A 25313-nucleotide genomic window follows, 5' to 3' on the forward strand; every position below is an offset into this window, starting at 1 on the left:
CCCTACGACCAGCTCATGACACCGCTGCCACCGGAGCCGGGCGCCGACGGATCACCAGGGCCATCAGCGCCGCCGCCGCGCACAGGGCGCCGGAGGCGATCCACACCACGTCGTAGGAGCCGAAGCGGTCGCGGGCCACGCCTCTACGACAGTGCGGCCCCGCAGGGGCCGACAGGAGCAAGCCCAAGGGGAGCGCTGCCGCGCCCCACAGGCAAGGACGTAAGGCTTCGTTCTGTGCACTCCTTCGCCGTCACCAAGGAGGCAGCACAAGCCTTCAACCAGGCCCTACGCCGCAGTCGGCCTGGTGTACCCGCCCCCCTGAAAGGGCCTGAAACCGTGGCAGGATTTGAGCCGGTAAGACCCGGCGGTGCGCCACGACGTGCTCAGGGGGTCATACCCCACCCATTCTCCGCCGACCGATACGCCCCTCGGAGGAAAGGCGTGGCCCCTGTGGTTGCCGTCGGCAAGATGGTCCACGTGCCTGTAGCCATGCCACCTGCCCTCGCCCTCGTGCGTAGCCTCCTGTTCCTGCTGGGCTGCGCGGTCCTGCTCTTCGCGTTCTCCTACGTCCCCTTCCAGCGATGGCTGTTGCGCTGGGTGCGGATTCCGATACGACGTTGGTTACGCCGCACGAGGGTTGCGATACGGGCCCGCCACGACGACCTCGTCAGCACGCTCATGGGCCGCATGATCAGCCAGGTCGCCCCCGTCATCGCCGAAACTCTCCCGGACAGCGGCCTGCGGTCACGCCCCCTCATCGCGGAAGCCGCCTTCAAGTGGTGGCGAGCCGCCCTGTGGGCCATCCCAGCCCGGGCGCTCGGTCTCCTGATCCTCGTCTACTGCACGGCGAACCTTGAAGCGATCGTCGACTTCATCCGCAACCCGCCGAAGTACGACGATGACCTGCCACGCGATGCCACCAGCGGCTCCGGGCACAGCCACAGGCCAGACGCTCCGCCGCCAGACCCTCTGAGCGCACTCTTCAGAGGCATGAAGGACGCCACCGCATGGATCATTCACAAAGTGACGGACGGAGTGTCTGCTATCGAACAACTCTGGTCCCTTGCCCCCTCCTGGGGGATCTTCACGCCGCTGACCTACCTCGTATTGATCCTCACGATCCTCCTGGCACTCAAGGCGCTCTACCCGTTCGCAATCGCCGTGACGAACGGGGCACGACAGATCCCGCCGGAGAACTCAGGTCGACAGCGCCCACCACGTCGCGCCCGGCATCCCGCCACCGTCGATGACGAGGCCCGCTACAGGCCCGTTGTGGTGCTACTGCTCACCGCCGCCGACTGCGCTCGCACCTGGCGCGCATGGGGCCAAGGCTCCCCGCTGAACACGCCGCGAGTGTCTGTTCGCCGTGCCGAATACGTCATCCGGAATGCCTGGCGAACCGGAAGCGCATACAACTCCTGGTCAGAACGCGCGCGACAGCGTCACGCTCTCAAGACCCACGCCTCAAAGGTGATCGGGGCTCTTCGCACGGTCGAAGCTCGCCAGTACACCGATCCCGACATCGGCATGGTCCTCCAAGAACTGGCCGACATGTTACTCACCATCGCCGAGCGGTACGCGGAAGGGCGCATCGGACAACTCCTGGATGACGTCGACACCGTGGAGGCCGCCACCGATTACGAGTGGCTGCGCCTCCTGGGCGTCGGTGCGTTCGGCGTCGGGGCCCTGGTTGCGGCGTCGCTGGTCAACCTGCCGGAGGAAGCCAACGGTCTCCTGGTCGGCCTGGCCCTGTTGCTGGCCGGCTCCTGGTTCTTCAGGCACAGGCTGACGCATCCGATGGACCTGATTGATGTGTTGAGAGGCGCCGACCGAAAGTGACGGATTCGCAAGCTGTCGGCAGGCCGACAGCTGTAGTGAACAGCGATCACGGCAATGGGTCTCGTAAACCAAGGTTTGTGAGACGAGACGACAAGCACCCCCGAAGGGAGCGCAGCGCTGTTCAAAACCCGTCTCGAAACCCCCGCCTCAGGGTTGACGTATGGAGACGAGTTCTGAGACAGTCCCGGCCGTGACGACGAACACGATCGCAGGCCAGCTCATCGGTTACGCCCGCGTCTCGACCGATGACCAGGAAGCACAGCTCCAGCGCGACGCACTGACGGCCGCGGGCTGCGCCCGCATCTTCGAGGACAAGGCCAGCGGGAAGAACATCAACCGGCCCGAGCTCACGGCCGCACTGGACTACGCCAGACCCGGCGACACGCTGTGCGTGTGGAAGCTCGACCGGTTCGCCCGGTCGCTCATCGACCTGGTGACCATGGTCGACAGCCTTCGAGAGCGGGGCATCGGGTTCAAGGTGCTCACGGGTGCGCTGGCCAACATCGACCCCGGTACGGCCGACGGCCGTCTCATGCTTCAGGTGGTCGCAGCCATGGCGGAGTTTGAGCGCAGCCTCACCAAGGAGCGCACCCGCGCAGGACTCGACGCAGCCAAGGCGCAGGGGCGTACCGGCGGACGGCCGACCGTAGTCGATGACGACGTACTGACTGTGGCCCGTGCCCGGAAGGCGAGGGGCGAGAGTGTGAGCGCCATCGCCAAGGCTCTCGGGATCTCCCGTGCCACCTTGTACCGCCACCTCGGAGAGAGCGCCTGAGACAGGCGCACAGCCGAGCGGTCAGGCCGCCAAGGCGCAGACAAGCATCGTGCCCGCGTACCTGCCCTCGGGCGGGTCGATCAGAGACACGCACACGTCAGAGAAGCCGTGCCCCGTCAGAATGCGCGCCCACTCATCCGGGGTGCGGTCGTGCCGCAGTCCGGCTTTGGCAGGCTTGGGCCCCTGGCTGCCTGGGGGCAAATGCGAGAAGGCCAGGATGCCGCCCGGCGCCATACGCGAGCGGATCAGCGGGAGCAGGGTGTCCGGATCGACGAACCACACGGCACCGAAGATCGAGAGCACGACATCGAATGTCTCGTCCGTCTCTTTCAGGAACGCCGTCGCCTCCGCCGTACGGAACTCAAGGCCCGGCAAATTGCCCCACCGCTCCCGCGCGACCGTCTCGCGAGCGGGGGCGATGTCCACTCCTTGACCGGTCGCGCCAAGCGTCACGAGGTGCGCGAGGTTGCCACCGCTCCCCGAGCCGAGTTCCAGCACCCGGCGTCCGGCCACAGGGCCCAGAACGCTCTCGTTCGGCCCGTGATCGGCGTACTGGGTCCAGTTCAGCCAGGTCGTCTCACCCTTGGCGTTCACGGTCCTGCGCGGCTTACTCTCCACCGAGTCGGCGTCGATCTCGAACCCGGCCGCCTTGATGGCCTTGATCGTCTGCTCCAGAACGAGCGGGCCGCCGCTCTTGCGGTCGTGGCCGTCCTGCTTCGCCTTGTCGTCGCTGACGCACTGGACCCCGGCCGTCGTGCCCGGAAGTTCCGGAACGTGGTGGATGTACCGGCCGAAGTGCCGGCTGGTGAAGTGGTGGTACGGGATCGAGTCGAGCATGAACGAGTGCCATGCCTCGTCCACCTGCTCAGACGGGCCCATGAGAAGATCCGGGTTCTCGCCGCACGTGACCAGGTAGGCGATGGCCTGTCCGAACTTGGCATCGGCCAGTTCGCGCGTGTTCTCCGGGTTGCGGAGGAGGAGGGCTACTTCCCGCTCCCACACGTCCGGCGTGACGTACGCCTTCGGGTCGCGGATCACTACTGCCGTGCTCATGCTGGCTTGCCTCCACGTAGGTGGGGTTCCGTGGTGCTCCGGTCATGTCGCCCACCCCTGCACCTGGGGCACACGCACGGTGGCATCAGGCCAGTAACGGGGGGTCCCCCGCCCTCACCCCCGTACAGGGTTCGTGGCTCGGCCTGCGTGCCGTCGGCTCTCACCGTGTAAGCGCTGATGCGGATGGACATGGCGTCCATGTTCCGGACCAGTCATGACCATTGCGGCGACGTTCAGGGCGTCCCTTGGGCGTCATGTCGGCGTCACCCCGAGGGCGTCAAACCGGTGTCATTGGAGGCATGACGTGGCTACGCTCGGATCATGACGACTACCGGCGAGAGCGAGCGAATCCCCAACGACGTGCTGACCTCCGTACGCAAGTCGATGAACCTCAGCCAAGACGAGTTCGCCCGGGGCCTACGCGGCGCAGGCGAGGAGCTGGGGGAACCGAACGACGCCTCCAAGCGACTCGTGCAACGCTGGGAGTCCGGGGAGACCAGGACATGCCGCCCGCTGTATGCGCGGGCACTGAAGCGGTTCACCGGCCGTACCCCTGAGTCGCTGGGGTTCGCGATCCCGATGGCACGCGTCCACTCCGACGGGGCAGGAGGCCACGACATGGAGGCTGGGGAAGTCGGCACGGCTGAGGCTGCCGCAAGCCCGGAGCCGGAGCCGCAGAGCGAGTACGCGGGCATCTGGCTGTCCCGGTACGAGTTCTACTCGTCCAGCCGAGACGACACGTTCGACTGCAGGCATCACGTCGTGATCGTCCAGCACGGCAACCGGCTGACAGCCCAGAGCCTGCCCGGAGCGTCGACCAACCCGGACAGCCCGTTGTCCCTGGATCTCACCGTTGATCGGAACGTCGTCACCGGTACGTGGACCGAGCAGACGGCGGCTGACGGGTACTACCAGGGCGCCCGGTACCACGGTGCGATTCAGTTGCTCATCGAGCCGACAGGCCGACGCATGGCAGGTAAGTGGGTCGGGTTTGGCAAGGACTTCGGTGTGAACACGGGCCCGTGGGAGCTGCGCCTACTCGACCGATCGACAGGCCGCGCGAGCATCGAGCGGTACGCGACCACACCGCAGTGAGGGATCAGGGCGCTCCCTTGCGTGGAAACAGCGGGAGCCGCCCCGTGCGGGCGCCTGGCGCCGAGTCCGCCCCGACTGCTCAAGCCGGCGGGTGCGCAAGATCGACCGATTCTTGGATTCCCCAAAGCGTCACCACGTGAACTCCTGTCGGAGCGGGTCGATAAGGATGCCGGGCAGCGAGCGGAAGGCGGCGGCCCCGGTGATCGTCACGAAGGTGACGGCGAGATCCTGGTCGCGAACGGCCCCGAGGCCCTGGCCACCGCCGACACGGTGGTGGTCCCCGCCTCCTACGAGCTGGGCCCCGTCCACGAGGAGGGCGTGCTGACGGGTGAACTGGCCGCCGCGCTGGCCCTCGTGCGCCCCGGCACCCGACTCGTCGCGATCTGCACGGGCGGGTTCGTACTGGCCGCCGCCGGGTATCTGGACGGCCGCCCGGCGACCACGCACTGGGCCTCCGCCGAGCACTTCCAGCGGCTGTTCCCGAAGGTGCGGGTGGACGCCGACGTCCTGTTCGTCGACGACGGGGACGTGCTCACCTCGGCCGGGGTCGCGGCCGGGATCGACCTGTGCGTGCACATCGTGCGCCGGGACCACGGCACCGCCGTCGCCAACGAGGTGGCCCGCCGCACCGTCGTACCGCCGCACCGGGACGGCGGTCAGGCGCAGTACATCGACCGGCCGGTGCCCGATCCGCAGCAGGCGTCCACGACGGGTGCCCGCGCCTGGGCGCTGGGCCGCCTGCACGAGCCGATCCGGCTGCGGGACATGGCCGCCCAGGAGTCGATGTCGGTCCGCACCTTCACCCGCCGCTTCCGCGAGGAGGTCGGCGTCAGTCCGGGCCAGTGGATCACCCGGCAGCGCGTCGAACGGGCCCGGCACCTGCTGGAGTCCACCGCGCTCTCGATCGACCAGGTCGCCCGGGACGCGGGGTTCGGCACGGCCCAGTCGATGCGGCAGCACCTCCAGGCGGCTCTCGGGGTCACACCGACCGGGTACCGGCGGACGTTCCGCGCGGAGTTGTCCACAGCCTGTGGAGGATGAGCGGGGATCCGCCCCGGACTCGTCGGCCGGCGGCGCGGCGTTGTCCGCCCCGAGCACGGCATCGCGCGCCGCCACCCGACTCCGGCGCTCCCGCCCGGCTCCCGTCGCCCCCGAGGGAACCGCCGCCGACACGACCCACGCTCGTCGAGGGCTCCGTCACCGAGGCCTCGTCGTCCCCTCGCGGCGAATCGCTGTCTACAAGCGTGAGGAAACGGTCACGATCCGTCAACCGGCAAGGGTGGTTTCCTCGGGTGCGTCCCGTTTCGCCGGGGAAGCGCACGGAAGCACACCCCGGCGCACGGCCGTTACACCACCTCGTACGCGAATCCCTCGTACGCCACCGCGCCGCCGCCGCTCCCGCGGGCGGGCGGGGCCTCCTCGCCGACGGCACACCGGTCCAGTTCGCACCAGATGCGCTTGCCCGTGCCTTCCCGGCTCCAGCCCCAGCGGTCGGCGAGGCCGTCCACGAGGGCGAGGCCCCGGCCGCCCGTCGCCTCGCCGCCCGCACAACGGGGCACGGGGGCACGGTCGCTGGCGTCCTCCACTTCGAGGCGGACGGTGGCCTTCCCGCCCTCCTCGGTCACCGCACCCGGCAGCACCAGCCGCAGCACCGCCGAACGCCCGGTGTGCACCACTGCGTTGGTGACGAGTTCGGAGACGAGCAGGACCAGCGTCTCGGCGAGGGGTTCGTCGGCACGTATCCCCGAACCGGCGAGCCGTGAGCGCGCCCAGCGCCGGGCGCGCCCCACTTCCGAGGGGTCTGGACGGACCTCCAGCTGCACTTGAAGCACCTGCACCGCTCACACCATCCGAACCGGCGGACACAAAGGCTCGCGCCTCATGAGGGCCACGATCGTAGCCATTTCCAGCATGGCCAGAACAACGGCCGGGGCAGGGATCACGGACCGTGAATCCCCTGTGGGACAGCATGGTTGACGTACAGTCACGTCAACAAGCGCTTCGGGCATATTCCAGCGCGAAGGAGTACGTGTGCGGCATACTGTGCGACGCTCGTTCCGGAGAGTCGAACAGGCGGCGGGCGACGGCCGTTGCCCCCTGCGGGGCAAGGCGCACACCGCCGGTTCCTCAGCCGCCCCGGGGGCGATTCCGGCACGGCTGGCGCTCGCGACCACTCGCATCTGCCACAAGGTACCGGAGTGTGGCACCGACTCCGGGCCGTAACGGGCCACTCGGCCGACCTGAGCGGTCAACAACGCTCCGTGACGCCGCCTGCCACGATCCGCGACACCCGGGCGCCCCGCGCGTGTGCTCCCGCGGTACGCGCTACTCGGGCACGGTGAAGTAGCGGGCGAAGGCCGGGACGATCTCCGCCTCCCCGATCCTGCCGTCGCCGTCCGTGTCGAGCGCGGCGGCGACCGGCCCCGCGAGCTCCTCCGGCACCCCGAACGCGGTCAGCGCCCGCACCGTGTCCGCGACGGTGGCCGCTCCGTCACCGTCGGTGTCGGCGACGTCGAGTGCGGCGTGCAGGAAGGGGCGGGCGATCTCGGCGAACCGGTCCGGCTTGTCCCGCAGCCGCTTGACCGCTCCGGTGACGAACTCCTCGCGGGTGATGCGCTGGTCGCCGTCCCGGTCCGCGATGCCGGCCAGGCCCTGCCAGAGCGCCTCGGCACCGCCGTACAGGGCCTGCCCCTTGTCGGAGCGGGCGGCGACGCCGAACTCGGCGAGCAGGGCCTTGGCCGCGCCGCTGAAGTCGGAACGGTCGATGTGGCCGTTGCCGTCCTGGTCGAAGGTGGTGAACCGCGCGGCGATCCTGCGCTCGTACTCGCTGTTGACCATGGTTCTCTCCGGCCGCCTCACGTCGGTGTTCGGGGGGTACGTCCCGCCGGGAGCGTACGTCGCCGGACGCCGCCACGGACGGGACTTGCCGCGATGGGGGCGCCGAGCGCCGCGCCGTCGCGCCCTGCCCTCGCCGTTGCCGTCGCCGTCGTCGCCGCCGCCGCCGCGCGGCCTAGGCGGACAGGGGCCGCGGCTCGTCGCCGGTCGCCGAGGCGAGGTCGGGGTGGCAGTCGAAGAGCCGGCGCACTCCCAGCGCGCCGAGGACGCGGTTGACGTGGGAGCCGTCGACGGCGCCCTGGGCGGGCAGTATCAGGCGCAGCCTGCCCTGGCAGGAGCGGATGAGCCGCCGGGACGCGATGAGGACGCCGACGCCGCTGGAATCGCAGAACAGGACGTCGGAGAGGTCCAGGACGAGGCTGTGCCGCCCCTCCGCCACCTCGTCGTGCACGCGCTGCCGCAGCACCGGTGACGTCACCAGGTCCAGTTCGCCCGACACCTGGAGCACGGCCCACTGGCCCCGCTCACCGCCGGTCACGTTGAACGTCACCACCATGCCCTTCCCTCGTCGGAACGTCTGGAACTTCGGGATACACCCGAAAACGGAAGCCGTGCTTACGTTTCTTGGCGGCGCGCCTGCCCACCGGCCGTTCCCGCAAACGCCGCGACGAAAACGGAGACCGGTCGGAAGTGGCTTGTTTCAGACGGTTTCGATCCTGTTCGATCGAATTCGGTCGCACGATAGAGGGTAGTGGAGGTGCATATCACCACCGGGCCGTCGGGGGCGCGCATTGGAACAAAGGGGCGTGCGCTGTCGGAGGTGCCGACTACATTCGGAGAGAGGGCCGCCGCAGGCTGGGACCGAGGAGGGGGTGGGGGGACCGCATGGCGAAGAGGGACGTGCCACTGCGCTGGGACCGCAAGATGCAGCAGCGGCTCGCACGCGGCGAGGCCGCCGCCCTGGGCGAGCTGTACGACCGGTTCGCCTCGCTGGTGCACGGCCTGGCGCACCGGGTGCTCGACGACGAGCGGGCCGCCGACCACCTCACGCGTGACGTCTTCGCGCACGTCTGGGAGCACCCCGACGCCTACGACCCCCGGCAGGGCCCCCTGCGCACCTGGATCGCCACGCTCACCCACCGTTTCGCCGTCCAGCGGCTGCGGGCGACCGAGACGGCCGCTCTCGTCCGGGGCGGGCCGGGCACCGCGGAGGAGCTGGAGACCAAGGTGCGGCACGCCTCGGTCGCCGCCCGCGCCGACTACATCGTCCAGTCCATGCCGGCTCCGCTGCGCGCCGCGCTGGAGCTGGCCTACTTCCAGCGCCGCGACTACCGCCAGACCGCCGCCGACCTCGGCGTCACGGAGGACGAGGCCCGCCGCCGCCTCCGCCTCGGCCTCCAGCTGCTGGCCACCGCCCGCGACGCCGGCACCGCCCCGCACCCGCCCGGGGCTCCGCCCGAATACGGGGGTGCGGCATGAAGGCGTACGACGAGGACGACGGGAACGGCGAGTACGGCAAGCACGACGAGTACGGCGAGTACGGCAAGCACGACGACCACGGCAAGCACGACGAGCACGGCGAGCACGGCGAGCACGGGGCAGCCGAGAGCACCGGCACCGGGGCGCGTATCCCGCTGCCCCGTGCCTCCGTCGAGGACGGCGGGCGGGTGCTGCCCGACCCGGCGCCGGTCGCGCTGGAGCACCAGGTGCTGACGTCGCTGCTCGGTGCCTGGGCGCTGGCCGCCTGCTCGGCGCAGGAGGCGGCGGCCGTCGACGAGCACCTCGGGCAGTGCGAGGCCTGTGCCGACGAAGCCCTGCGCCTGCGCGAGGCCGTCACGCTGCTCCAGCGGCCGGAGAGCCTCGATCTGGACCCCGCCCTGCGCACCCGGGTCCTGGACGGCTGCCTGGAGCGGCGCCCACCCCGCATCCCGGTGCCCGGGTGGGCCACCTCCTACGACGCCGAGACCGCGCGCCTCGACGCGCTGCTCCAGGACTTCGGGGACGCGGAGTGGCACGCCCCGGTCCGGCTGCGCTGGTTCGAGGGCGACGACACCGCGAGCCGCCGCACCACCGTCGCCGGGGTCATCGCCCACCTGCTGACGGTCGACGGGACGGTCGCCGTCGCCCTGGGCCTGGACGACCCGCTGGGCGACATCACCGCGCCCACCCGCGCACCGGCCGCGCGCACGGAGGCGTACTGGCGGGCCTCGCACTACCCGCCCACCCGCGCGGTGCGGGCGCCCTGGCGTGAGCAGAGTCACAGCATCGTCCGGACGGTGGCGTTCACCGGCGACGCGGGCGGGCTGCCGGTCTCGTACGGCGACTTCGAGCTGCCGTTGCGGGACGCGATGCTGGACCGGGCTTTCGAGTGCTGGGTGCACGCGGAGGACATCGCGGAGGCGGTGGACTATCCCTACGAGCCGCCGTCCGCACGGCATCTGAACGGCATGATCGACCTCGCCGCCCGGATGCTGCCGGGCGCCCTCGCGGCCCGCCGCCGGGCCGGTCTGGCCGCGCCCGCCCACCGTCCGCACCTGGTCGCCGCGGGCGAGCCGGGACGCAGTCTACGGCTGGAGATCGAGGGCTCGGGCGGCGGCGAGTGGCTCATCCCGCTGGACTCCCCCGGCGCGGTGGGCTCCACCGACCACGAGGTGGCCCATGTCGCCCTGGACGGCGTGGAGTTCTGCCGGCTGGCCGCGGGCCATGTGTCTCCGGTGGAGGCCGCGGCGGGTCAGGTGGGCGACCGGGAGGCGATCCGGGACGTGCTGTTCGCTGCCGCGAGCTTGAGCCGGTTGTAGGGAGCGGTCACTGTTTCGTCCGGCCGCGGGTGCGTCGTGGCTGGTCGCGCAGTTCCCCGCGCCCCTTGAGGGCGTGCGGTGAACGCCCCTCGAGGGGCGCGGGGAACTGCGCGAGAACCACCCACCACCCGCGGCCGCCGACGAGAGAGAAGGCCCCGTCCCGCTAGGCGAACACCACCGTCCGGCGACCGTTGAGCAGAATCCGCCGCTCGGCGTGCCACTTCACGGCCCGCGCCAGCGCTTGGCACTCCACGTCCCGCCCGATCGCCACCAGCTGGTCCGGCGTGACGTCGTGGCCGACGCGCTCGACCTCCTGCTCGATGATCGGCCCCTCGTCGAGGTCGGCCGTCACGTAGTGCGCGGTCGCGCCGATCAGCTTCACGCCCCGCGCGTGCGCCTGGTGGTAGGGCTTCGCGCCCTTGAAGCTCGGCAGGAAGGAGTGGTGGATGTTGATGATCCGGCCGCTGAGCGCCTTGCACAGGTCGTCCGAGAGGACCTGCATGTAGCGGGCCAGCACGACGAGTTCGACGTTCTCCTCGCGCACGATCTCCAGGACCCGGGCCTCGGCCTCCGGCTTGGTGTCCCTGGTCACGGGGATGTGGTGGAAGGGGATGTCGTAGGACCCCACCAGCTCCGCGAAGTCGGTGTGGTTGGACACCACCGCGGCGATCTCCACGGGCAGCGCGCCGATCCGGGCGCGGAAGAGCAGGTCGTTCAGGCAGTGCCCGAACCTGCTCACCATGAGCACGATGCGCATCTTCGCGTCGGCCCGGTTGATCTGCCAGTCCATGTGGAAGGCGTCGCCGATCGCGGTGAAGCTGGCGCGCAGCTTGTCCACGGTCACCGGTTCGCCGGCCGAGAAGTGGACCCGCATGAAGAACAGACCCGTGTCGTGGTCCCCGAACTGCTGACTGTCCTCGATGTTGCAGCCGGTCATGAAGAGGTAGCTCGACACGGCGTGCACGATGCCCTGCTTGTCCGGGCAGGACAGCGTGAGGACGTACTGGTCGGCCGGGACGTCGGCCGGGGGGACGGCGGCGGAGGACTGCGGATTCATGCAGCACAGGGTCCCATATCCGGCCCTCCGGGCCGCGTGCCGTCCGTCAGGCGGACCGGGTCAGGATCCGCAGCACCTCAAGGGTGCGCGGCTCGGCCTCCGGGTCCTCCCCGTCGCTGCTGGCCAGCCGTACGTGCGCGTCGCGCGCCGCCCGCACCGCCTCCGGCCAGTCGGTGTGCTCCAGGTACGCGGTGACCGGCGCGTCCGGCCCCACCTGGTGCATGATCCGCAGGACCCGCAGCACGGCGGTGTCGACCAGCGCCGCCTCCTGCGAGTCGCGGAAGACCGTGCCCACGTACTTCTCGGCCGACCAGTGGTCCAGCCAGGTGTCCTCCACCAGCCGGTACACGGCGTCGGTGACGTCTCCGTAGCCGTCGACGCCGGCCAGCCAGACGTCCCGTTGGAAGGCGGGGGCGGAGAGCATGTGCAGCGCGGAGCGCACCTGACTGCGCCAGCGCCACCACGGCATGTCGTTGAGTGGCATGCCGCCCATGGTGGTGGAGCGACGGCCGCGACGGGAAGAGTTCTCCGAACCTTGCACGGTCATCGATCCTACGTTCCTCTTCCCCGCGCCCCGCCGGCCCCCGCAATTCACCTCCGCGTCACCGCGCGTTGACCACGGGTCACTCCCGGGTTGGCCGGGTGACGGAATCGTGCCGGTACATGACCGGCAGGCGACCCCATCGCAGCACATGTCCCGGCGGCCTCCGCGGCCGCTCCCGGGCCACCCGCACCGGCGCCCTGACCGCGGGCGCGCTGGTGGCGTGCGCGTCACTCGCCGCCGGCTGCGGGGTCGTCCCCGGTGCCACGGGGGGCTCCGGGGACGGCCCGATCACCGTCATGACCTGGGCCCCGCAGGACACCGGCGCGACCAACAAGCCCGGCATGCCCGCCCTCGCCCAGGCCTACGCCCGCTGGGTCAACGGCCAGGGCGGCCTCGGCGGCCGCAAGCTCAACGTCCTGACCTGCAACGACCACAACGACAGCGTGGCCGCCGCGAAGTGCGCCCGCCGCGCGGTCAAGGAGGACGCGGTCGCCGTCGTGGGCTCCTACAGCCAGTACGCCGACTCCTTCTTCCCCGTCCTGGAGGGCGCCCGCATCCCCTACATCGGCGGGTACGGCCTCACCAACACGGAGTTCACCAGTCCGCTGTCGTACCCGGTCAACGGGGGCCAGCCGGCGCTGCTCGCGGGGCTGGGCGGCGCGCTCGCCCACTCCTGCGGGCCGGTCACGCTCGTCCGCCCCGACACGATCGCGGGCGACCAGCTGCCCGCGCTGCTGGACTCGGGGCTGGTCTCGGGCGGACACGAGCGCTCGCACGACCAGCGGGCCGCCGAGGACGCCACCGCCTACGACGACCAGGCCGGCCGGGCACTGGCCCGGGAGGGCGCCGGCCAGGGGAAGCCGGGGTGCGTGGTGCCCGTCCTCGGGGACCGCACCGGCACCTTCATGGACTCCTTCCGGCGGGCCCGCGAGGGCCGTCCCGACGTGCGGACGGCGACCGTGCTCGGCAGCGTCGACCAGACGACGATCAACGCGAGCGGCGGGGCGTCCGGGCCCTACGAGGGGGCGTACGTCACCGGCTGGTACCCGGCGGTGGGCGACCCGGCCTGGGACCCGATGAAGAAGCTGACCAAGGAGCAGGCGTTCGGCGACAACAACGTCGACGCGGCGGACGCCGGAGTGCAGACCACCTGGATCGCGTACACCGTCTTCAAGGAGGTCGTCGAGTCGCTCGGCGACGGCGAGGTGAGCGCCGACACCGTACGGCGGGCCCTCGACGACGGCCTGGAGGTCGGCACGGGCGGGCTCACTCCCGACCTCCGGTGGACGTTCGCCGACAAGCTGGCCTCGGTCGGCTTCCCCCGCCTGGTCAACGCCGACGTCACCCTCCAGCTCGTCCGGGACGGCCGCCTGGTCTCGGCCCGCCAGGGCGCCGTGGACACCACCCGCACCCTGCGCAACGCGGACGTGGCCTAGCCCGCCCCGCCGGCCGGCCCCCGCAAGGGAGCCGGCCGGTTCACAGCTGGGTCGGGCCGCGTTCGGTCAGGCCGTACTCCTTGGCGATGGCGTTCCAGAGCGCCGCGGCCTTGGCCTTCTCCTTGCTGGCCGTGCCGCTCGCCCGGTTGGCCTCCGAGGGCTGGGTGGCGGCCCTGCCCTTCTTGCAGCCCTTCTTGCCGGCCGTCCGGTCGGCCCAGGCGGCGTAGTGGTTGTCGGCCGACGCCGAGGCCTGCCACGCCTTGGTGAGCGCGGCGGTCAGCTCGGTGTGCCGGGGCAGCCGGTCCACCGACAGCTTGGAGAGGCTGTCGACCAGCCCGCTGCGCTGCTTGGCGGCCTCACGCAGGTCCTTGGCCGCCTGGGAGAGGTTGTCGCAGGTCTTCACGTCCGCCACGGCGTTGATCACCGTGGTGCGGCCGGTGCCGCTGTCGGCGAGCAGCTTGTCCAGCTCGACGGCCTGCTGCCGGACCGGGTCGGCGGAGGGCGAGGCCGGGGCGGACGCGGACTCGGAGACGGGGGCGGTGGCGGACACCGTCTGGTTGCCGCCCTTGTCCTCGTCCTCTCCCCCGCCGGCCATCATCGCGCCGGCGCCGATCCCGACGACGGCGATGCCCACACCGACGGCGGCCAGGAGCGGCAGCCGCGAACCGCTGCGCCCACCGCGGCCGCTCCGGCCGCCGCCGTCGTCGTTCCCGCGCCGCCTGCCGCCGCCACCGCCGACCGCGCCCTGCGGGGCGTACCCGGGCTGACCGCCGGGGTACGGCGCCTGCGGCGCGTCGAAGCGGGGCATCTGCTGCGTGGCCGAGGCCGGGCCGTCGGCACCGGGGGCGCCGCGGAAGAGGTTGTCGAACTCGGCGGGCGGCTGACGCCCCTCGTCGGCGCCCGGCCCGGCGCCGAACGGGGCGCCGGCGGGGCCGCCGGGCACGGGCGCGATGAACTGCGTGGCCTCGGCGTCGGGATGGGGCGCGGGTGCCGGGGGCGCGGGCTGGTGCCCGGCCGCGGGCGCCGCGGGGTACCCCGGCGCCTGGCCGAGGTACTGCGTCGCGTCACCGGCGTGCGGCTGCGCGGGCATCTCCGGGGGCAGCGCCCCCGGCCCCGCGGGCGGGACCGGCGGCAGGAACTGGGTGGCGCCCTCGTCGGCGGACGGCACGACCGGCGGCAGGTACTGCGTCGCGCCCTCGTCGGCGGGCGGCAGCGGCGCGAGGCCCCCACCGTGCTGCTGGTACGGCTGGTGCTGCTCGTGCTGCCGGTGCTGCTGCCCGTACGGCGGCTGTGCGCCGTAGGACGGGTCGCCCGCCGGTGTCCCGTACGACGGCGGCTGCGCACCCTCCGGCGGCAGCGGGCCGGGTCCGGCCTGCGGCGGCAGGGCCCCGGGGGTCTGTGCCGGGGCGCCCTGCGCGGGCGGCCAGGCCTGCGGAGGCGCGGACTGCTGCGGTGTCTGCGGCGCGCCCCACGGCTGGGCGTCGGCCGGGGTGGGCCAGCCCTGGCCGGGGGACGGGTCCTGCTGCTGCCCGGGCCCCCACGGCCGGTCCCAGGCCTGGCCACCGGGCGGTGCGGAGGCGGGCGCCGGGCCACCGGCCTGCGGGCCGACGGGAGTGCCGGCCAGACCGGGCAGCAAGGGCTCGCCACCGTCCGAGGGCAGCACGATGCCTTCGCGCGCTTGCCGCGGCGAGGGCTCCTCGCCCTGTCCACTCTGCGTCACCGGGACTCCTACGAATGGGGGACCTTCGGAATCGTCGGCTCACGCTACCGGGTCCCCCGAGCCCACTGCCACGCCGCCCGGGGCGTCAACTCCTTCCCTGTGACAGCAGTAACAAAACCGGGCCGCGGCGCGCTGTTGATGTCCCCTTCCGCCCACCGCGGCGGAGTTTCACCCCCGTTCACCCCTGTTCACCCCTGCGCGCCCCGCCCGTTCACGCGGCGGCCTGCAGGTCGAGCCGGGCGCCGAACTCCCTGACCACGGCTTCTTCCCGGTACGGCTCCAGCCGGGCCTGGAAGTCGTCCAGGTACTCCGCGCCCCGGTTCGAGCGCAGCGTCTCCAGCAGTTCCACCGCCTTCGTCGCCGTGTTGCAGGCCTGTTCGATCTCGCGCTGCTGCACCTGCGCCGTGGCCAACAGCACATGGCCGATGGCCCGCCTGCGCGCCCGTGACTCGGGGTGCCCCTCCAGGGACTGCCGTGCGTAGCGGGCGGCCGCGTCCGCCTGGCCCAGGTCCCGGTGGCAGTGGGCCAACTCGTCGGCGAGATAGGCCTCGTCGAAGTGCGCGATCCACACCGGGTCGTCCCCGGCGGCCGGATCGGCCGACTCCATCGCGCCGACCGCCCGCCCGGCCGCCTCGTGGGCCGCCCGTACGTCGCCCAGGAGCGCGTGGCCGCGGGCCTCGGCCGCGTGGAACATCGACTCCGCGCGCGGCGTCACCCGCCCGCGTGCGCCCTCCTGCGCCGCCCGCGCCAACTGGGCGATCTCGCGCGGGTTCCCGAGCTGCGCCGCGAGGTGGCTCATGGAGGCGGCGAGGACGTACCCGCCGTAGCCGCGGTCCCCGGCGGCCTGGGCGAGCCGCAGCGACTGGATGTAGTACCGCTGGGCGAGGCCGGGTTGGCCGGTGTCCACGGCCATGTATCCGGCCAGTTCGGTCAGGCGGGCGACGGTGGCGAACAGGTCCCGTCCGACCGCCTCCCGGTAGGAGCCGGCCAGCAGCCCCGAGACGACGCTGTTCAGATAGTGCACGAGGACCGGGCGCACGTGCCCGCTGCCGTACTGGTGGTCCAGGTCCACCAGGGCCTGGGTCATCGCCCGTACGGCCGCCACGTCGGACTGGCCCACCCGCGGCCCCGCCGAACGCGACACCTGCGGATCGGGGGCGGAAATCAGCCAGTCCCGGCTGGGTTCGACGAGCGCCGAGGCGGCGACGGAGGAACCCGACAGGAAGTCCCGGCGCCCCACGTCGCTGCGCCACAGCTCGCAGACCTGCTCGATGGCTCCCAGTACCGTCGGCGAGAACTGGAGGCCGATGCCGGACGCGAGGTTCTTGCCGTTGGCCATGCCGATCTCGTCGATCGTGACCGTGCGGCCGAGCTTGCGTCCGAGCGCCTCGGCGATGATCGCCGGTGCCCGGCCCCGCGGTTGCTGTCCGCGCAGCCAGCGGGCCACGGAGGTCTTGTCGTACCGCAGGTCGAGACCGTGCTCGACCCCGCACACGTTGACCCGGCGGGCGAGGCCCGCGTTCGAGCAGCCCGCTTCCTGAATGAGCGCCTGCAGTCGTTCGTTCGGCTGCCGCGCGACGAGAGGCCTTGCGGCCATGGCGTAACCCCCATGCGGTCTCATGCGGTCTCGAAGCTGTCCCGGCGGATCGGTGAGGTGGATGCGACGGATCCGGCCGTGAAGATCAATGCCCAGTCGATGTGCCGACAATGCGAGACTTGCGAACTTTGCGAGGATTGCCGGGGTGACGGCCGGTGCCGGCCCCAGTGCTGGCTACCCAGCTCCCGCGGTGAATCCTCCTGCGCGCCCCCGCCTGTGCACCCATGCGCCCCGAAAGCGGCGCCGATGCACCTCCCCCGCGCGCGCGGCGCCCGTAACCCCCGGTGGGCACGGGAGTTGAGTCCCACGTGGAAGAGACCATCCCCGGCACCGAAGCCGCCCAGATCCCGCAGCAGCGCGGCACCTCGCTGCTGGAGACCGCCGTTCGCTACACCGAGGAGCGCCACTGGGACGTGTTTCCCGGCACCTGGCTGGTGCCCGCCGGCGGGGCGCAGCGCTGCTCCTGCGGCGACCCGGCGTGCGCCGCCCCGGGCGCGCACCCGGCGCGCGAGGACTGGGCGGCGCAGGCCACGGGCAGCGCGACCGTCGTGCGGCGGATGTGGCAGAAGCAGCAGTCGGCCTCGATCCTGCTGCCCACGGGGCGGACCTTCGACGCGATCGACGTGCCCGAGACCGCCGGGTTCCTGGCGCTGGCCCGGATGCAGCGGATGGAACTGACGCTGGGACCGGTGACGCTGGCGCCCGACCGCCGGATGCGGTTCTTCGTCCTTCCGGGTGCCGGGGCCAAAGTGCCGGACCTCGTGCGGCGGTTGGGGTGGGCGCCCCGAGTGCTCGATCTGGGCGTGCTCGGTGAGGGGGCGTACGTGGCGGCGCCGCCGACGCGGTTCGGGTCGTGGGGCGCGGTGCAGTGGGCCTGCCGGCCCACGCCGGCGAATCGGTGGCTGCCGGATGTGGAGGAGTTGATCTCGCCGTTGGCGTATGCGTGCGGCCGGGATCGTTAGGGACGCCTGCTCGTCCGCCGGGTTGCTCGGCTTCGGCGGCGGCGGCCGGCCGGTCGCGTGGTCGCTCGCACGGTCGCTCGCGCGGTTCCCCGCACCCCCTTCGGGGCGCTGCTCCCCCGTAGGGTGCGAAGCGACGGAGGGAGACGTGGTGAGTAGCAGCGCCGTGCGGGTTGAGGGGCTCTGGAAGCGGTTCGGGCAGCAGGTCGCCGTGGGCGGGATCGATCTGGAGTTGCCGGCGGGGAGGTTCATCGGGCTCGTCGGGCCCAACGGGGCCGGGAAGACCACCACGCTCTCCATGGTGACCGGGCTGCTGCGGCCGGACCGGGGGACGGTCGAGGTCGTGGGACACGACGTGTGGCGCGATCCCGTCGAGGTGAAGGCCAGGATCGGGGTGCTGCCCGAGGGGCTGCGGCTGTTCGAGCGGCTGTCGGGGCGGGAACTGCTCGGCTACACCGGCCGGTTGCGCGGACTGCCCGGCGAGGAGGTCGACAGGCGGGCCACGCAGCTCCTCGACGTGCTGGACCTCGCGGGGGCCCAGCACAAGCTGGTCGTCGACTACTCGACCGGCATGCGGAAGAAGATCGGTCTCGCCGCCGCCCTGCTGCACAATCCGGAAGTGCTGTTCCTGGACGAGCCGTTCGAGGGCGTCGACCCGGTGTCCGCGCAGATCATCCGGGGCGTTCTGGAGCGCTACACCGCCTCCGGCGCCACCGTCGTCTTCTCCTCCCACGTCATGGAGCTGGTCGAGTCGCTGTGCGACTGGGTGGCCGTCATGGCCGCCGGCCGGATCCGGGCCACCGGAACGCTCGCGGAGGTGCGCGGCGAGGCGGACTCCTTGCAGGAGGCGTTCCTCGAACTCGTCGGTGCGGGGGGCCGGGACGCCGGATCGGACCTGGACTGGCTGGGCGGCGGCGCCCGATGAGCACGCCCACCCCGCCGGGGGCGCCGGTCACACCTGTCCCCTCGGCCACACCGGTCATGTCCGTCACGTCCGTCACATCCGTCACATCGTCTTCGTACGGCTGAAGCTGTCGCTCCTGCGCAACGGACTGCGGCAGTCCGGCGGACGGCGGGCCGCCTATGTCGCCTCCGCCGCCCTCGTGCTGCTCTTCACCGCGCTCCAGCTGATCGGTCTGATCGCCCTGCGCGGGTACGCCCACGTGGACTCGCTGGTCGTGCTGCTCGCGGCGGTGCTCGCGCTGGGCTGGGCGGTGATGCCGCTGTTCTTCCCCGGCGGCGACGAGACGCTCGACCCCACCCGGCTGGTGATGCTGCCGCTGCGGCCCGGCCCCCTGGTGCGGGCCCTGCTCGTCTCCTCGCTGGTGGGCATCGGACCGCTGTTCACCCTGTGCGTGTTCGCCGGTTCGGTGGTCGCGGTCGCGCACGGCGGGGCGGCATACGCCGTGGGGGTCGTCGGCGCGGTCCTCGCGCTGCTGGTGTGCGTCACCCTGGCGCGGGCCGTCGCCGCCGCCAACGTACGGCTGCTGACCAGCCGCAAGGGGCGCGATCTCGCGGTGCTGAGCGGGCTGGTCGTCGCGGTGGGCGCGCAGCTCGTCAACTTCGGCGCGCAGCGGCTGGGTTCCTCGGGGCTCGGCGAGCTGGACCCGGTGGCGGACGTGGTGCGCTGGGTACCGCCCGCGTCGGCGGTCGACGCGATGGACGCGGCGAGCCACGGGTCGTACGGCACCGCGCTGGCCCAGCTGGCGCTGACCGCCGCCGCGCTGGTGCTGCTGCTGCGGGTTTGGGCGGGGCACCTGACGCGGCTGATGACCTGCCCGACGGCTCCACCGTCCGGAGCGACACCGGCGCGGCGCGCGAACGCGGCTCGGCCGGACTCGCCCGGTGGCTCCCGGCGGGCCGTACCGGCACCACCATGGAGCGCACCCTGCGCTATGTGTGGCGCGACCCGAAGACCAAGGCGGCGTGGGTGACCTCGCTGGCCATCGGCCTGATCGTGCCGGTGTTCAACGCCTGGCAGGGCACCGGCTCGGTCTACTTCGCCTGCTTCGCCGCCGGGATGCTCGGCATCCAGATGTACAACCAGTTCGGGCAGGACACATCCGCGTTCTGGATGGTCGCGACGACGATCTCCTCGACCCGGGACGCCTACGTCGAGCTGCGGGCCCGCGCGCTGGCGCTGCTGCTGATCACGCTGCCGTACGCCACCCTCGTCACGGTCCTGACCACCGCGATGCTCGACGACTGGCGGGCCCTGCCCGAGGCGCTCGGCCTGTCCTTCGCACTGCTCGGCGCGATGCTGGCGACCGGTGCGTGGACCTCGGCGCGCTTCCCGTACTCCATCCCGCAGGAGGGGTACAAGAACGTCGCCCCGGGTCAGGTCGGGCTGGCCTGGGTCTCGATCTTCGGCGGCATGATCGGCGCGGCCCTGCTGTGCGCGCCCGTGATCGCGCTCACGATCTGGCTGAACGTGAGCGAGGGCCCCGAGGGCATGGGCTGGGTACTGCTGCCGGTCGGCGCGGTGTACGGCGCCACGCTGACCCTGCTGGGCCTGCGACTGGCCGCGCCGCGGACGGCGGGCCGACTGCCGGAGATCCTCGCGGCGGTCAGCAAGGGGTGACGGACCGGGCTCCCTGACGCGGGCGGCACACGGTGAGGGGAGCCGGGGCACGCTGGGCACACGGCGAGCGGGCGGGGGCGGGGCGGGGCGGGGCGGGGCGGGGCAGTGAGCGGGCGGCACCCGGTGAGTGGCCGCCCACGGTCCACGAGCGGCGGGCGGGCGCAGGGGCGGCAGGGGACCGCAGGCGCGCACGGGCCGCCGGACGGAAGCGGGCGGCAGGGGGAGCCGCAGGCGGACGATGGACAGCAAGCGGCAGACAGCGCACAGGCCGCCAGGCCGCGCACGGACCGAAGGTACGCGGCAGACGGACCGCAGGCCGACGGGGGACAGCAGACGGCAGACAGCGCACAGGCCGCCAGGCCGCGCACGGACCGGAAGCGGGCGACAGGCAGTGCACGGGCGGCGGGCGGCGCGCAGCGGGCGGCGGGTGCGCACGGGCGGTGCACGGGCCGGAAGGGCGGTCAGGTGTCCCCGAGGGTGTTCAGGAACGGCTCGATGGCCGCGCGCCACGCCTCCGGCTGGTCGTAGTGGACGAGGTGGCCGGCGTCGGCGACCTCCGCGTACTGGCCGTTCGGCAGGACGCGGACCATCTCCTGGGCCTCGGCGCGGCCCAGCTCGCCGTCGAGGCCGCGCACGACCAGGGTGGGGCAGCGCACCTGGGCCAGCTCCTCCCAGTGGGCGTCGTAGATCCACGTCTCGCGGGAGCGCAGCATCTGCTCGGGTTCGAAGACGGGGCGCCAGCCGTCCGGGGACTCGGCCATCACCTCGGCGTAGAACTCGCCGCGGGCCGGATTCGGCCGCTCCACCCAGGGGTCGTCCTCGCCGAACCACTTGCGCACGTCGGCGAGCGTGGCGAAGGGGACCGGCCAGGCGCGGAACCACTCGGTCCAGGTGTGCTGGGAGGCGGCGCCGAGGGCGGAGGCCCGCATGTCGCAGATGATCAGGCCGCGGACCAGGTCGGGGCGTTTCGCGGCGAGCTGCCAGGCGGTCAGCGCGCCCATGGCGTGGCCGATGAGGACGGCCGGGCCGAGGCCGAGCTGCTCCAGGGCGGCCTCGACGTCCTCGACGTACGCCTCCCGGGTGTAGGCGGCCCGCGGGGGCTTGTCGCTGCGGCCGTGGCCGCGCTGGTCGAGGGCGACGGCCCGGTGGCGGGCGGAGAGCCAGCGGGCGGTGGGGGCCCAGTGCGAGGCGCGGCCCATCAGGCCGTGCAGTAACAGCACCGCGGGCAGGTCCCCGGCACCGGACGCGGGGGCGGACACGGGCCCCGACGGGTCGTGCTCCCGATCCGTCTTGAGTGGGTCGCCGAACTCCCAGGCCGCGAGGCGTACGCCGCCCGCGCCGGTCACGTCGATGCGCCGCGCCATAGGTCCTGGCACCCCCAAGCTCCGCTCGGACCCGCCCGCCCTCGCGGGCCGGCCGCCCTGTGAACCGTGTCCTGCCTGCCGTGCAGAGTAGCGAATCTATCGAATACGCATTCGAAAGAGCCGTTTCGACGAGCAACACCCCTCATTCGAGTGACACCGCTCAGGGATTGATCGCCGCCGCCCAGGGGAGATCTTCAACGGGAGGCGGACCGCTCGGGGAAATCGGTCCGAGGGGATTGACCTTGAGAGCTCGGGGCTCCAGGTCAGCACAGGGGAGGACAGGCCCCGGCGCCACACGGCGCCGGGGCCCTCTCCGTCTCTCCGGCATGCCCATCCCCCCTCCGGCCGGGCGACATCGCTGTCGGCCACGGGCCAAGAGCCCCTCGCATCCTCATGCCTCACGCGACAGCCTCGCACGCGAAGCGCCCGCCCGCTGCGATTCGGTGCACTGGGACCCCGAATCGCCGGGCCCCTGCCGACGGCCCCCTCCGGAGCGCGGTCAGCGCTTGGCGACGAACACGTGGGAGGCGGTGTCCGCCTCCAGCTCGGCGGCCTCGCCGCCGCTGCCCACCAGCACGCCACCCGCCGACTCGGTCACGCTCACCACCGACCCGGGCTGCACCCCGGCCCGGCGCAGCGTGTACATCAGCTGCGCGTCCGTCTGGATCGGCTCGCCGATCCGGCGCACCACGACCGTCTTGCCCTCGGCCCCCGGGTCGAGGTCGGCGAGGGACACCATGCCCTCGTCCAGGAACGGATCGGCCCCGTCCGTCTCGCCCAGCTCCTCCAGGCCCGGGATCGGGTTCCCGTACGGCGACTCGGTCGGGTGCCGCAGCAGCTCGAGGACGCGGCGCTCGACCGCCTCGCTCATCACGTGCTCCCAGCGGCACGCCTCCGCGTGCACCTGCTCCCACTCCAGGCCGATCACGTCGACGAGCAGGCACTCGGCGAGCCGGTGCTTGCGCATCACGCGCGTGGCCAGCCGCCTGCCCTCGTCGGTCAGCTCCAGATGCCGGTCCGCCGCCACGGACACCAGCCCGTCCCGCTCCATCCGCGCCACCGTCTGGCTGACCGTGGGACCGCTCTGGTCGAGCCGCTCGGCGATCCGGGCGCGCATCGGGACCACACCTTCCTCCTCCAGCTCCAGGATGGTGCGGAGGTACATCTCCGTGGTGTCGATCAGTCCGGACATACGTGCCCCTCGATGAGATTGCCGGAGGCTGCGGCCCGCCGGCGTGTGCGCTGGCCCTGCCACCAATTCTGACGCATACCACCGACAACCGTGCCTCGCCGCGTGAAGCCGGGCCCGGCCGGGCCCGGGCCGGGCCCTCGCCGCCGCTCCGACGCCGTATTGACACCGCGCTGGTCCAGACCGCACCGTGATCCGCGACGCAGCCACTCCGAAGGGGTCCCGCATGAGTGACCACAAGCCGGCCGGCCAGTTCCTCGACGCGGCGATCGACCTCCTGCGACGGGTCCGCGACGAGGAGGCGGAGAGCATCGAGGCGGCCGGCACGCTGCTCGCCGACACCGTGCTGAGCGGTGGCCGGCTCTTCGCCTTCGGCGCCGGTCACTCCTCCCTCGCCGCCCAGGACGTCGTGTACCGCGCCGGCGGACTCGCCCTGATGAACCTGCTCGCCGTGCCCGGCGTCGTCGGCGTCGACGTGATGCCCGCCACGCTCGGCTCCGCCCTGGAGCGGGTCGACGGCCTCGCGAGCGCCGTACTGGACTCCTCCCCGCTGCGCGCGGGCGACGCCCTGGTGATCATCTCCCTCTCCGGGCGCAACGCCCTGCCCGTGGAGATGGCCATGAACGCGCGCGCCCTCGGCGTCCGGGTCATCGGCGTGACCTCGGTGGCCTACGCCTCCGAGACGACGTCGCGGCACGCCTCCGGCACCTTCCTCAAGGACCACTGCGACGTCGTACTGGACTCCAAGATCGCCGTCGGCGACGCGGAGCTCACCCTCGACACCGTCCCGGCGCCCTTCGCCCCCGCCTCCACGGTGGTCACCAGCGCCCTCGTGCAGTCCATGACGGCCACGGCGGCCGCGACCCTCGCCGACCGCGGCGTCGAACCCCCGCTGCTGCGCTCGGGCAACGTGGACGGCGGCCACGAATGGAACGGCCGGGTGCTGGAGCAGTACCGGGACCGCATCTTCTACCGCCGCTGAGCGCATCCGGCGCCCGCTCCGGCTACGGCCGCTCCAGCACGCCGGCCAGGTCCAGCGCGGTCGCGATCCGCACCGCCACGTCCTCGGCGTACGTCGCGTCCGGTCGCTCGAAGGCGCTGCGTCCCGCGCCGCGCAGGAACGTGACGACGCCCAGTGTCCGGCCGCGGCTGCGCAGGACGGCGCACAGGCCGTGCACCGTGTCCTCCGGCCACTGGCGGGCCGTGGCCCACCGGCGCACCTGCTCGGCCGGGACCGCCCGCACACCGGCGCTGGCCCGCACCGAGCCCGACCGCTCCACGCACTGCACGGCGGGGTGCCCCTCGCCGTAGCGCACCGGCATCCCGGAGGTCCCGGACGGCACGCTCGGGCCCGGCGCGCCCGACGGGGTGACCGCGACCCGCACCAGCCGCACCGGCTCGCTCGCGTCGGTGTCCACCTCCGCCCCGCCCACCACGCGGTCGATCAGGGCGTGGTCGGCGAACCCGGCCAACGCGAAGTCCAGGTGGACGACCGCGGCCTCCGCCGGGTCCTCGCACTCCGCCGCGGCCCGCGCCGCCCGGTGCAGCTGGTTGGCCCTGAAGCGCAGCAGCGCCGCCTCCTGCTCGCCCTGCTTCGACTCCGTGACGTCCTGGAACAGCCAGCCGACGCCCAGCGGGACCGGCTCCTCCGCCAGCGGCGAGGCCAGCCGCACGAACCCGCTGCGCCAGCACCGGCGCCGCTCGCCCTCCGGCGTGCGCAGGCTCACCCACACCTCGGCGGGCCCGGGCGGCGCGCCCTCGGCCAGGACGTGCGTCAGCGCGTTCTCCAGCTCCTCGACGCCCTGGGCGAGCAGATCACCGAGCGGCCGTCCCAGCACGGACGTGCGCCCGGCCCCGAGCGCCCGCGCGGCGTGCGCGTTGACCACGGCGGGGCGCAGGTCCACGTCCACCAGGACGACACCCCAGCTCGCGTCCTCCAGCAGGGCCTCGCTGAGCGCGATGGACCGCTCCAGGTCGATCTGCGCGTGCACCTCGCTGAAGGCGCAGTACACCCCCGCGGGCCTGCCGTCGGGACCGCGCACCGCCGCGGACTGGGTGCGCACCAGCACCCGGCCGCCGTCCTTGGTCAGCAGGGCGAACTCGTGCACCTGACGGCCCGGTGCGCGCATGGCGGACAGCAGCCGCTCCTCCACCTCGCCGGCGTCCGCGCTGCGCACGGCCCATCCGGCGAAGCCCCGCCGTCCCACGGCCTCCGCCGCGCTCCAGCCCAGGATGCGCTCCGCCTCGCGGTTCCAATGGGTCACGACGCCGTCCGCGTCGAAGGCGCACAGGGCCGCGTCCATGCCGTCGAGGAGCGCGGCCAACAGGTCCGCGCCGTCCCGCTCGGGCTGCTCCGGCTCGTCCGGCCCCAGCTCGTCGGTGGTCCCACTACGCCGCGAAGCACTCACCTGGGCCCCCTGCAGGCTGCGTCCGCCGTACCGTACGTCGGTTCGTTCACTGGCCTTCATTCA

At 72.5% G+C, this 25313-nt stretch carries 22 protein-coding genes and 1 pseudogene; 11 read left to right on the forward strand and 12 right to left on the reverse strand.

All coding sequences use genetic code 11. The features are described 5' to 3' along the window. Nucleotides 1-13 precede the first annotated feature (13 nt). Entirely contained in the window at nt 14-139 is a 126-nt protein-coding gene (locus tag IE94_RS41550; RefSeq protein ID WP_280922703.1) for a hypothetical protein, read from the reverse strand. 371 nt (nt 140-510) lie between these two features. On the opposite strand from IE94_RS41550, the gene IE94_RS38200 reads away from it, so the two are divergent. Together IE94_RS38200 and IE94_RS0119775 are read left to right on the forward strand one after the other, a co-directional pair. Next, complete coding sequence (locus IE94_RS38200) at nt 511-1839, forward strand: hypothetical protein (protein WP_157849364.1); 1329 nt, start codon at nt 511-513, stop codon at nt 1837-1839. A 190-nt stretch (nt 1840-2029) separates the two neighbouring features. Further along, nucleotides 2030-2614 carry a recombinase family protein gene (locus IE94_RS0119775; protein ID WP_030186123.1) on the forward strand — a complete coding sequence of 195 codons (585 nt, stop codon included), beginning with the start codon at nt 2030-2032 and terminating at the stop codon, nt 2612-2614. Between the two features lie 21 nt (nt 2615-2635). On the opposite strand, the gene IE94_RS41125 is transcribed toward IE94_RS0119775, so the two are convergent. Further along, the gene (locus IE94_RS41125; protein WP_245235286.1) at nt 2636-3667 is read right to left on the reverse strand and encodes a methyltransferase domain-containing protein; all 1032 of its coding nucleotides are present in this window, start codon (nt 3665-3667) and stop codon (nt 2636-2638) included. A gap of 321 nt (nt 3668-3988) precedes the next feature. Between IE94_RS41125 and IE94_RS0119790 the strand changes: the two genes are divergently transcribed. Together IE94_RS0119790 and IE94_RS35830 are read left to right on the forward strand one after the other, a co-directional pair. After that, entirely contained in the window at nt 3989-4762 is a 774-nt protein-coding gene (locus IE94_RS0119790) for a helix-turn-helix domain-containing protein (protein ID WP_030186129.1), read from the forward strand. Nucleotides 4763-4816: 54 nt separating this feature from the next. Next, the gene (locus IE94_RS35830) at nt 4817-5803 is read left to right on the forward strand and encodes a GlxA family transcriptional regulator (RefSeq protein WP_425337975.1); all 987 of its coding nucleotides are present in this window, start codon (nt 4817-4819) and stop codon (nt 5801-5803) included. Between the two features lie 305 nt (nt 5804-6108). Here the strand turns inward: IE94_RS35830 and IE94_RS0119800 are convergent, their stop codons facing one another. From IE94_RS0119800 to IE94_RS0119810, 3 genes are all read right to left on the reverse strand, one after another. Further along, nucleotides 6109-6585, reverse strand: coding sequence for an ATP-binding protein (locus tag IE94_RS0119800; RefSeq protein ID WP_030186135.1), 477 nt, complete (start codon nt 6583-6585; stop codon nt 6109-6111). A 502-nt stretch (nt 6586-7087) separates the two neighbouring features. Further along, on the reverse strand, nt 7088-7600 hold the full coding sequence (locus tag IE94_RS0119805) for an EF-hand domain-containing protein (RefSeq protein ID WP_030186137.1): 513 nt from the start codon (nt 7598-7600) through the stop codon (nt 7088-7090). Between the two features lie 172 nt (nt 7601-7772). Beyond that, nucleotides 7773-8153 (reverse strand): STAS domain-containing protein, encoded by a 381-nt coding sequence (locus IE94_RS0119810; protein ID WP_003974572.1) that lies wholly within the window; start codon nt 8151-8153, stop codon nt 7773-7775. 329 nt (nt 8154-8482) lie between these two features. On the opposite strand from IE94_RS0119810, the gene IE94_RS0119815 reads away from it, so the two are divergent. Both IE94_RS0119815 and IE94_RS0119820 read left to right on the forward strand, forming a co-directional pair. Then, nucleotides 8483-9076 (forward strand): sigma-70 family RNA polymerase sigma factor, encoded by a 594-nt coding sequence (locus IE94_RS0119815; RefSeq protein WP_030186140.1) that lies wholly within the window; start codon nt 8483-8485, stop codon nt 9074-9076. Next, nucleotides 9073-10395 (forward strand): zf-HC2 domain-containing protein, encoded by a 1323-nt coding sequence (locus IE94_RS0119820; protein ID WP_030186141.1) that lies wholly within the window; start codon nt 9073-9075, stop codon nt 10393-10395. The genes IE94_RS0119815 and IE94_RS0119820 overlap by 4 nt, the downstream gene beginning before the upstream one ends. Nucleotides 10396-10558: 163 nt before the next feature. On the opposite strand, the gene purU is transcribed toward IE94_RS0119820, so the two are convergent. Together purU and IE94_RS0119830 are read right to left on the reverse strand one after the other, a co-directional pair. Continuing rightward, nucleotides 10559-11452, reverse strand: a complete 894-nt coding sequence (purU, locus tag IE94_RS0119825; protein WP_030186143.1) for a formyltetrahydrofolate deformylase — start codon at nt 11450-11452, stop codon at nt 10559-10561. 46 nt (nt 11453-11498) lie between these two features. After that, nucleotides 11499-11999, reverse strand: a complete 501-nt coding sequence (locus IE94_RS0119830; RefSeq protein ID WP_030186146.1) for an SCO4402 family protein — start codon at nt 11997-11999, stop codon at nt 11499-11501. Nucleotides 12000-12115: 116 nt separating this feature from the next. Between IE94_RS0119830 and IE94_RS0119835 the strand changes: the two genes are divergently transcribed. Then, entirely contained in the window at nt 12116-13432 is a 1317-nt protein-coding gene (locus IE94_RS0119835) for an ABC transporter substrate-binding protein (RefSeq protein ID WP_030186148.1), read from the forward strand. 40 nt (nt 13433-13472) lie between these two features. Here IE94_RS0119835 and IE94_RS0119840 read toward each other — a convergent pair whose 3' ends face one another. Then, on the reverse strand, nt 13473-15152 hold the full coding sequence (locus tag IE94_RS0119840) for a hypothetical protein (RefSeq protein ID WP_030186149.1): 1680 nt from the start codon (nt 15150-15152) through the stop codon (nt 13473-13475). 211 nt (nt 15153-15363) lie between these two features. Then, entirely contained in the window at nt 15364-16749 is a 1386-nt protein-coding gene (locus IE94_RS0119845) for an NsdA family TPR-like regulatory protein (RefSeq protein WP_030186150.1), read from the reverse strand. Nucleotides 16750-17057: 308 nt separating this feature from the next. Between IE94_RS0119845 and IE94_RS0119850 the strand changes: the two genes are divergently transcribed. The 3 genes and pseudogenes from IE94_RS0119850 (at nt 17058) to IE94_RS35835 (ending at nt 20289) form a co-directional block, all read left to right on the forward strand. Further along, a complete protein-coding gene (locus tag IE94_RS0119850; protein WP_030186152.1) occupies nt 17058-17711 on the forward strand; it encodes a bifunctional DNA primase/polymerase in 654 nt (217 codons plus the stop codon). 145 nt (nt 17712-17856) lie between these two features. Further along, the gene (locus IE94_RS0119855) at nt 17857-18633 is read left to right on the forward strand and encodes an ABC transporter ATP-binding protein (protein ID WP_030186155.1); all 777 of its coding nucleotides are present in this window, start codon (nt 17857-17859) and stop codon (nt 18631-18633) included. Nucleotides 18634-18689: 56 nt separating this feature from the next. Then, nucleotides 18690-20289, forward strand: a pseudogene (locus IE94_RS35835) (transporter). A gap of 461 nt (nt 20290-20750) precedes the next feature. On the opposite strand, the gene IE94_RS0119865 reads toward IE94_RS35835, so the two are convergent. Together IE94_RS0119865 and IE94_RS0119870 are read right to left on the reverse strand one after the other, a co-directional pair. Then, nucleotides 20751-21653 carry an alpha/beta fold hydrolase gene (locus IE94_RS0119865; RefSeq protein ID WP_030186158.1) on the reverse strand — a complete coding sequence of 301 codons (903 nt, stop codon included), beginning with the start codon at nt 21651-21653 and terminating at the stop codon, nt 20751-20753. A gap of 499 nt (nt 21654-22152) precedes the next feature. Continuing rightward, the gene (locus IE94_RS0119870) at nt 22153-22845 is read right to left on the reverse strand and encodes an iron-dependent transcriptional repressor DtxR (RefSeq protein ID WP_007450686.1); all 693 of its coding nucleotides are present in this window, start codon (nt 22843-22845) and stop codon (nt 22153-22155) included. A 223-nt stretch (nt 22846-23068) separates the two neighbouring features. Here IE94_RS0119870 and IE94_RS0119875 point away from each other — a divergent pair, with 223 nt between their 5' ends. After that, nucleotides 23069-23824, forward strand: a complete 756-nt coding sequence (locus IE94_RS0119875; RefSeq protein WP_030186159.1) for an SIS domain-containing protein — start codon at nt 23069-23071, stop codon at nt 23822-23824. Nucleotides 23825-23846: 22 nt separating this feature from the next. Here IE94_RS0119875 and IE94_RS0119880 read toward each other — a convergent pair whose 3' ends face one another. Further along, nucleotides 23847-25310: a PAS domain-containing protein gene (locus IE94_RS0119880; protein ID WP_051777560.1), complete on the reverse strand. Its 1464-nt coding sequence runs from the start codon at nt 25308-25310 to the stop codon at nt 23847-23849. Nucleotides 25311-25313 lie beyond the last annotated feature (3 nt).

This window comes from Streptomyces violaceorubidus (assembly GCF_000717995.1).
In the GTDB taxonomy this organism is placed as follows: domain Bacteria; phylum Actinomycetota; class Actinomycetes; order Streptomycetales; family Streptomycetaceae; genus Streptomyces; species Streptomyces violaceorubidus.

Excerpts from the sequence above, each read along its gene's own strand:
- purU (WP_030186143.1), bottom strand. The coding sequence starts at position 11,452 with ATGAATCCGCAGTCCTCCGCCGCCGTCCCCCCGGCCGACGTCCCGGCC.
- IE94_RS0119820 (WP_030186141.1), top strand. The coding sequence starts at position 9,073 with ATGAAGGCGTACGACGAGGACGACGGGAACGGCGAGTACGGCAAGCAC.
- IE94_RS0119865 (WP_030186158.1), bottom strand. The coding sequence starts at position 21,653 with ATGGCGCGGCGCATCGACGTGACCGGCGCGGGCGGCGTACGCCTCGCG.
- IE94_RS0119815 (WP_030186140.1), top strand. The coding sequence starts at position 8,483 with ATGGCGAAGAGGGACGTGCCACTGCGCTGGGACCGCAAGATGCAGCAG.
- IE94_RS41125 (WP_245235286.1), bottom strand. The coding sequence starts at position 3,667 with ATGAGCACGGCAGTAGTGATCCGCGACCCGAAGGCGTACGTCACGCCG.
- IE94_RS0119830 (WP_030186146.1), bottom strand. The coding sequence starts at position 11,999 with ATGACCGTGCAAGGTTCGGAGAACTCTTCCCGTCGCGGCCGTCGCTCC.
- IE94_RS0119805 (WP_030186137.1), bottom strand. The coding sequence starts at position 7,600 with ATGGTCAACAGCGAGTACGAGCGCAGGATCGCCGCGCGGTTCACCACC.
- IE94_RS0119870 (WP_007450686.1), bottom strand. The coding sequence starts at position 22,845 with ATGTCCGGACTGATCGACACCACGGAGATGTACCTCCGCACCATCCTG.
- IE94_RS0119810 (WP_003974572.1), bottom strand. The coding sequence starts at position 8,153 with ATGGTGGTGACGTTCAACGTGACCGGCGGTGAGCGGGGCCAGTGGGCC.
- IE94_RS0119875 (WP_030186159.1), top strand. The coding sequence starts at position 23,069 with ATGAGTGACCACAAGCCGGCCGGCCAGTTCCTCGACGCGGCGATCGAC.
- IE94_RS0119835 (WP_030186148.1), top strand. The coding sequence starts at position 12,116 with ATGACCGGCAGGCGACCCCATCGCAGCACATGTCCCGGCGGCCTCCGC.
- IE94_RS0119880 (WP_051777560.1), bottom strand. The coding sequence starts at position 25,310 with ATGAAGGCCAGTGAACGAACCGACGTACGGTACGGCGGACGCAGCCTG.
- IE94_RS0119790 (WP_030186129.1), top strand. The coding sequence starts at position 3,989 with ATGACGACTACCGGCGAGAGCGAGCGAATCCCCAACGACGTGCTGACC.
- IE94_RS0119845 (WP_030186150.1), bottom strand. The coding sequence starts at position 16,749 with ATGGCCGCAAGGCCTCTCGTCGCGCGGCAGCCGAACGAACGACTGCAG.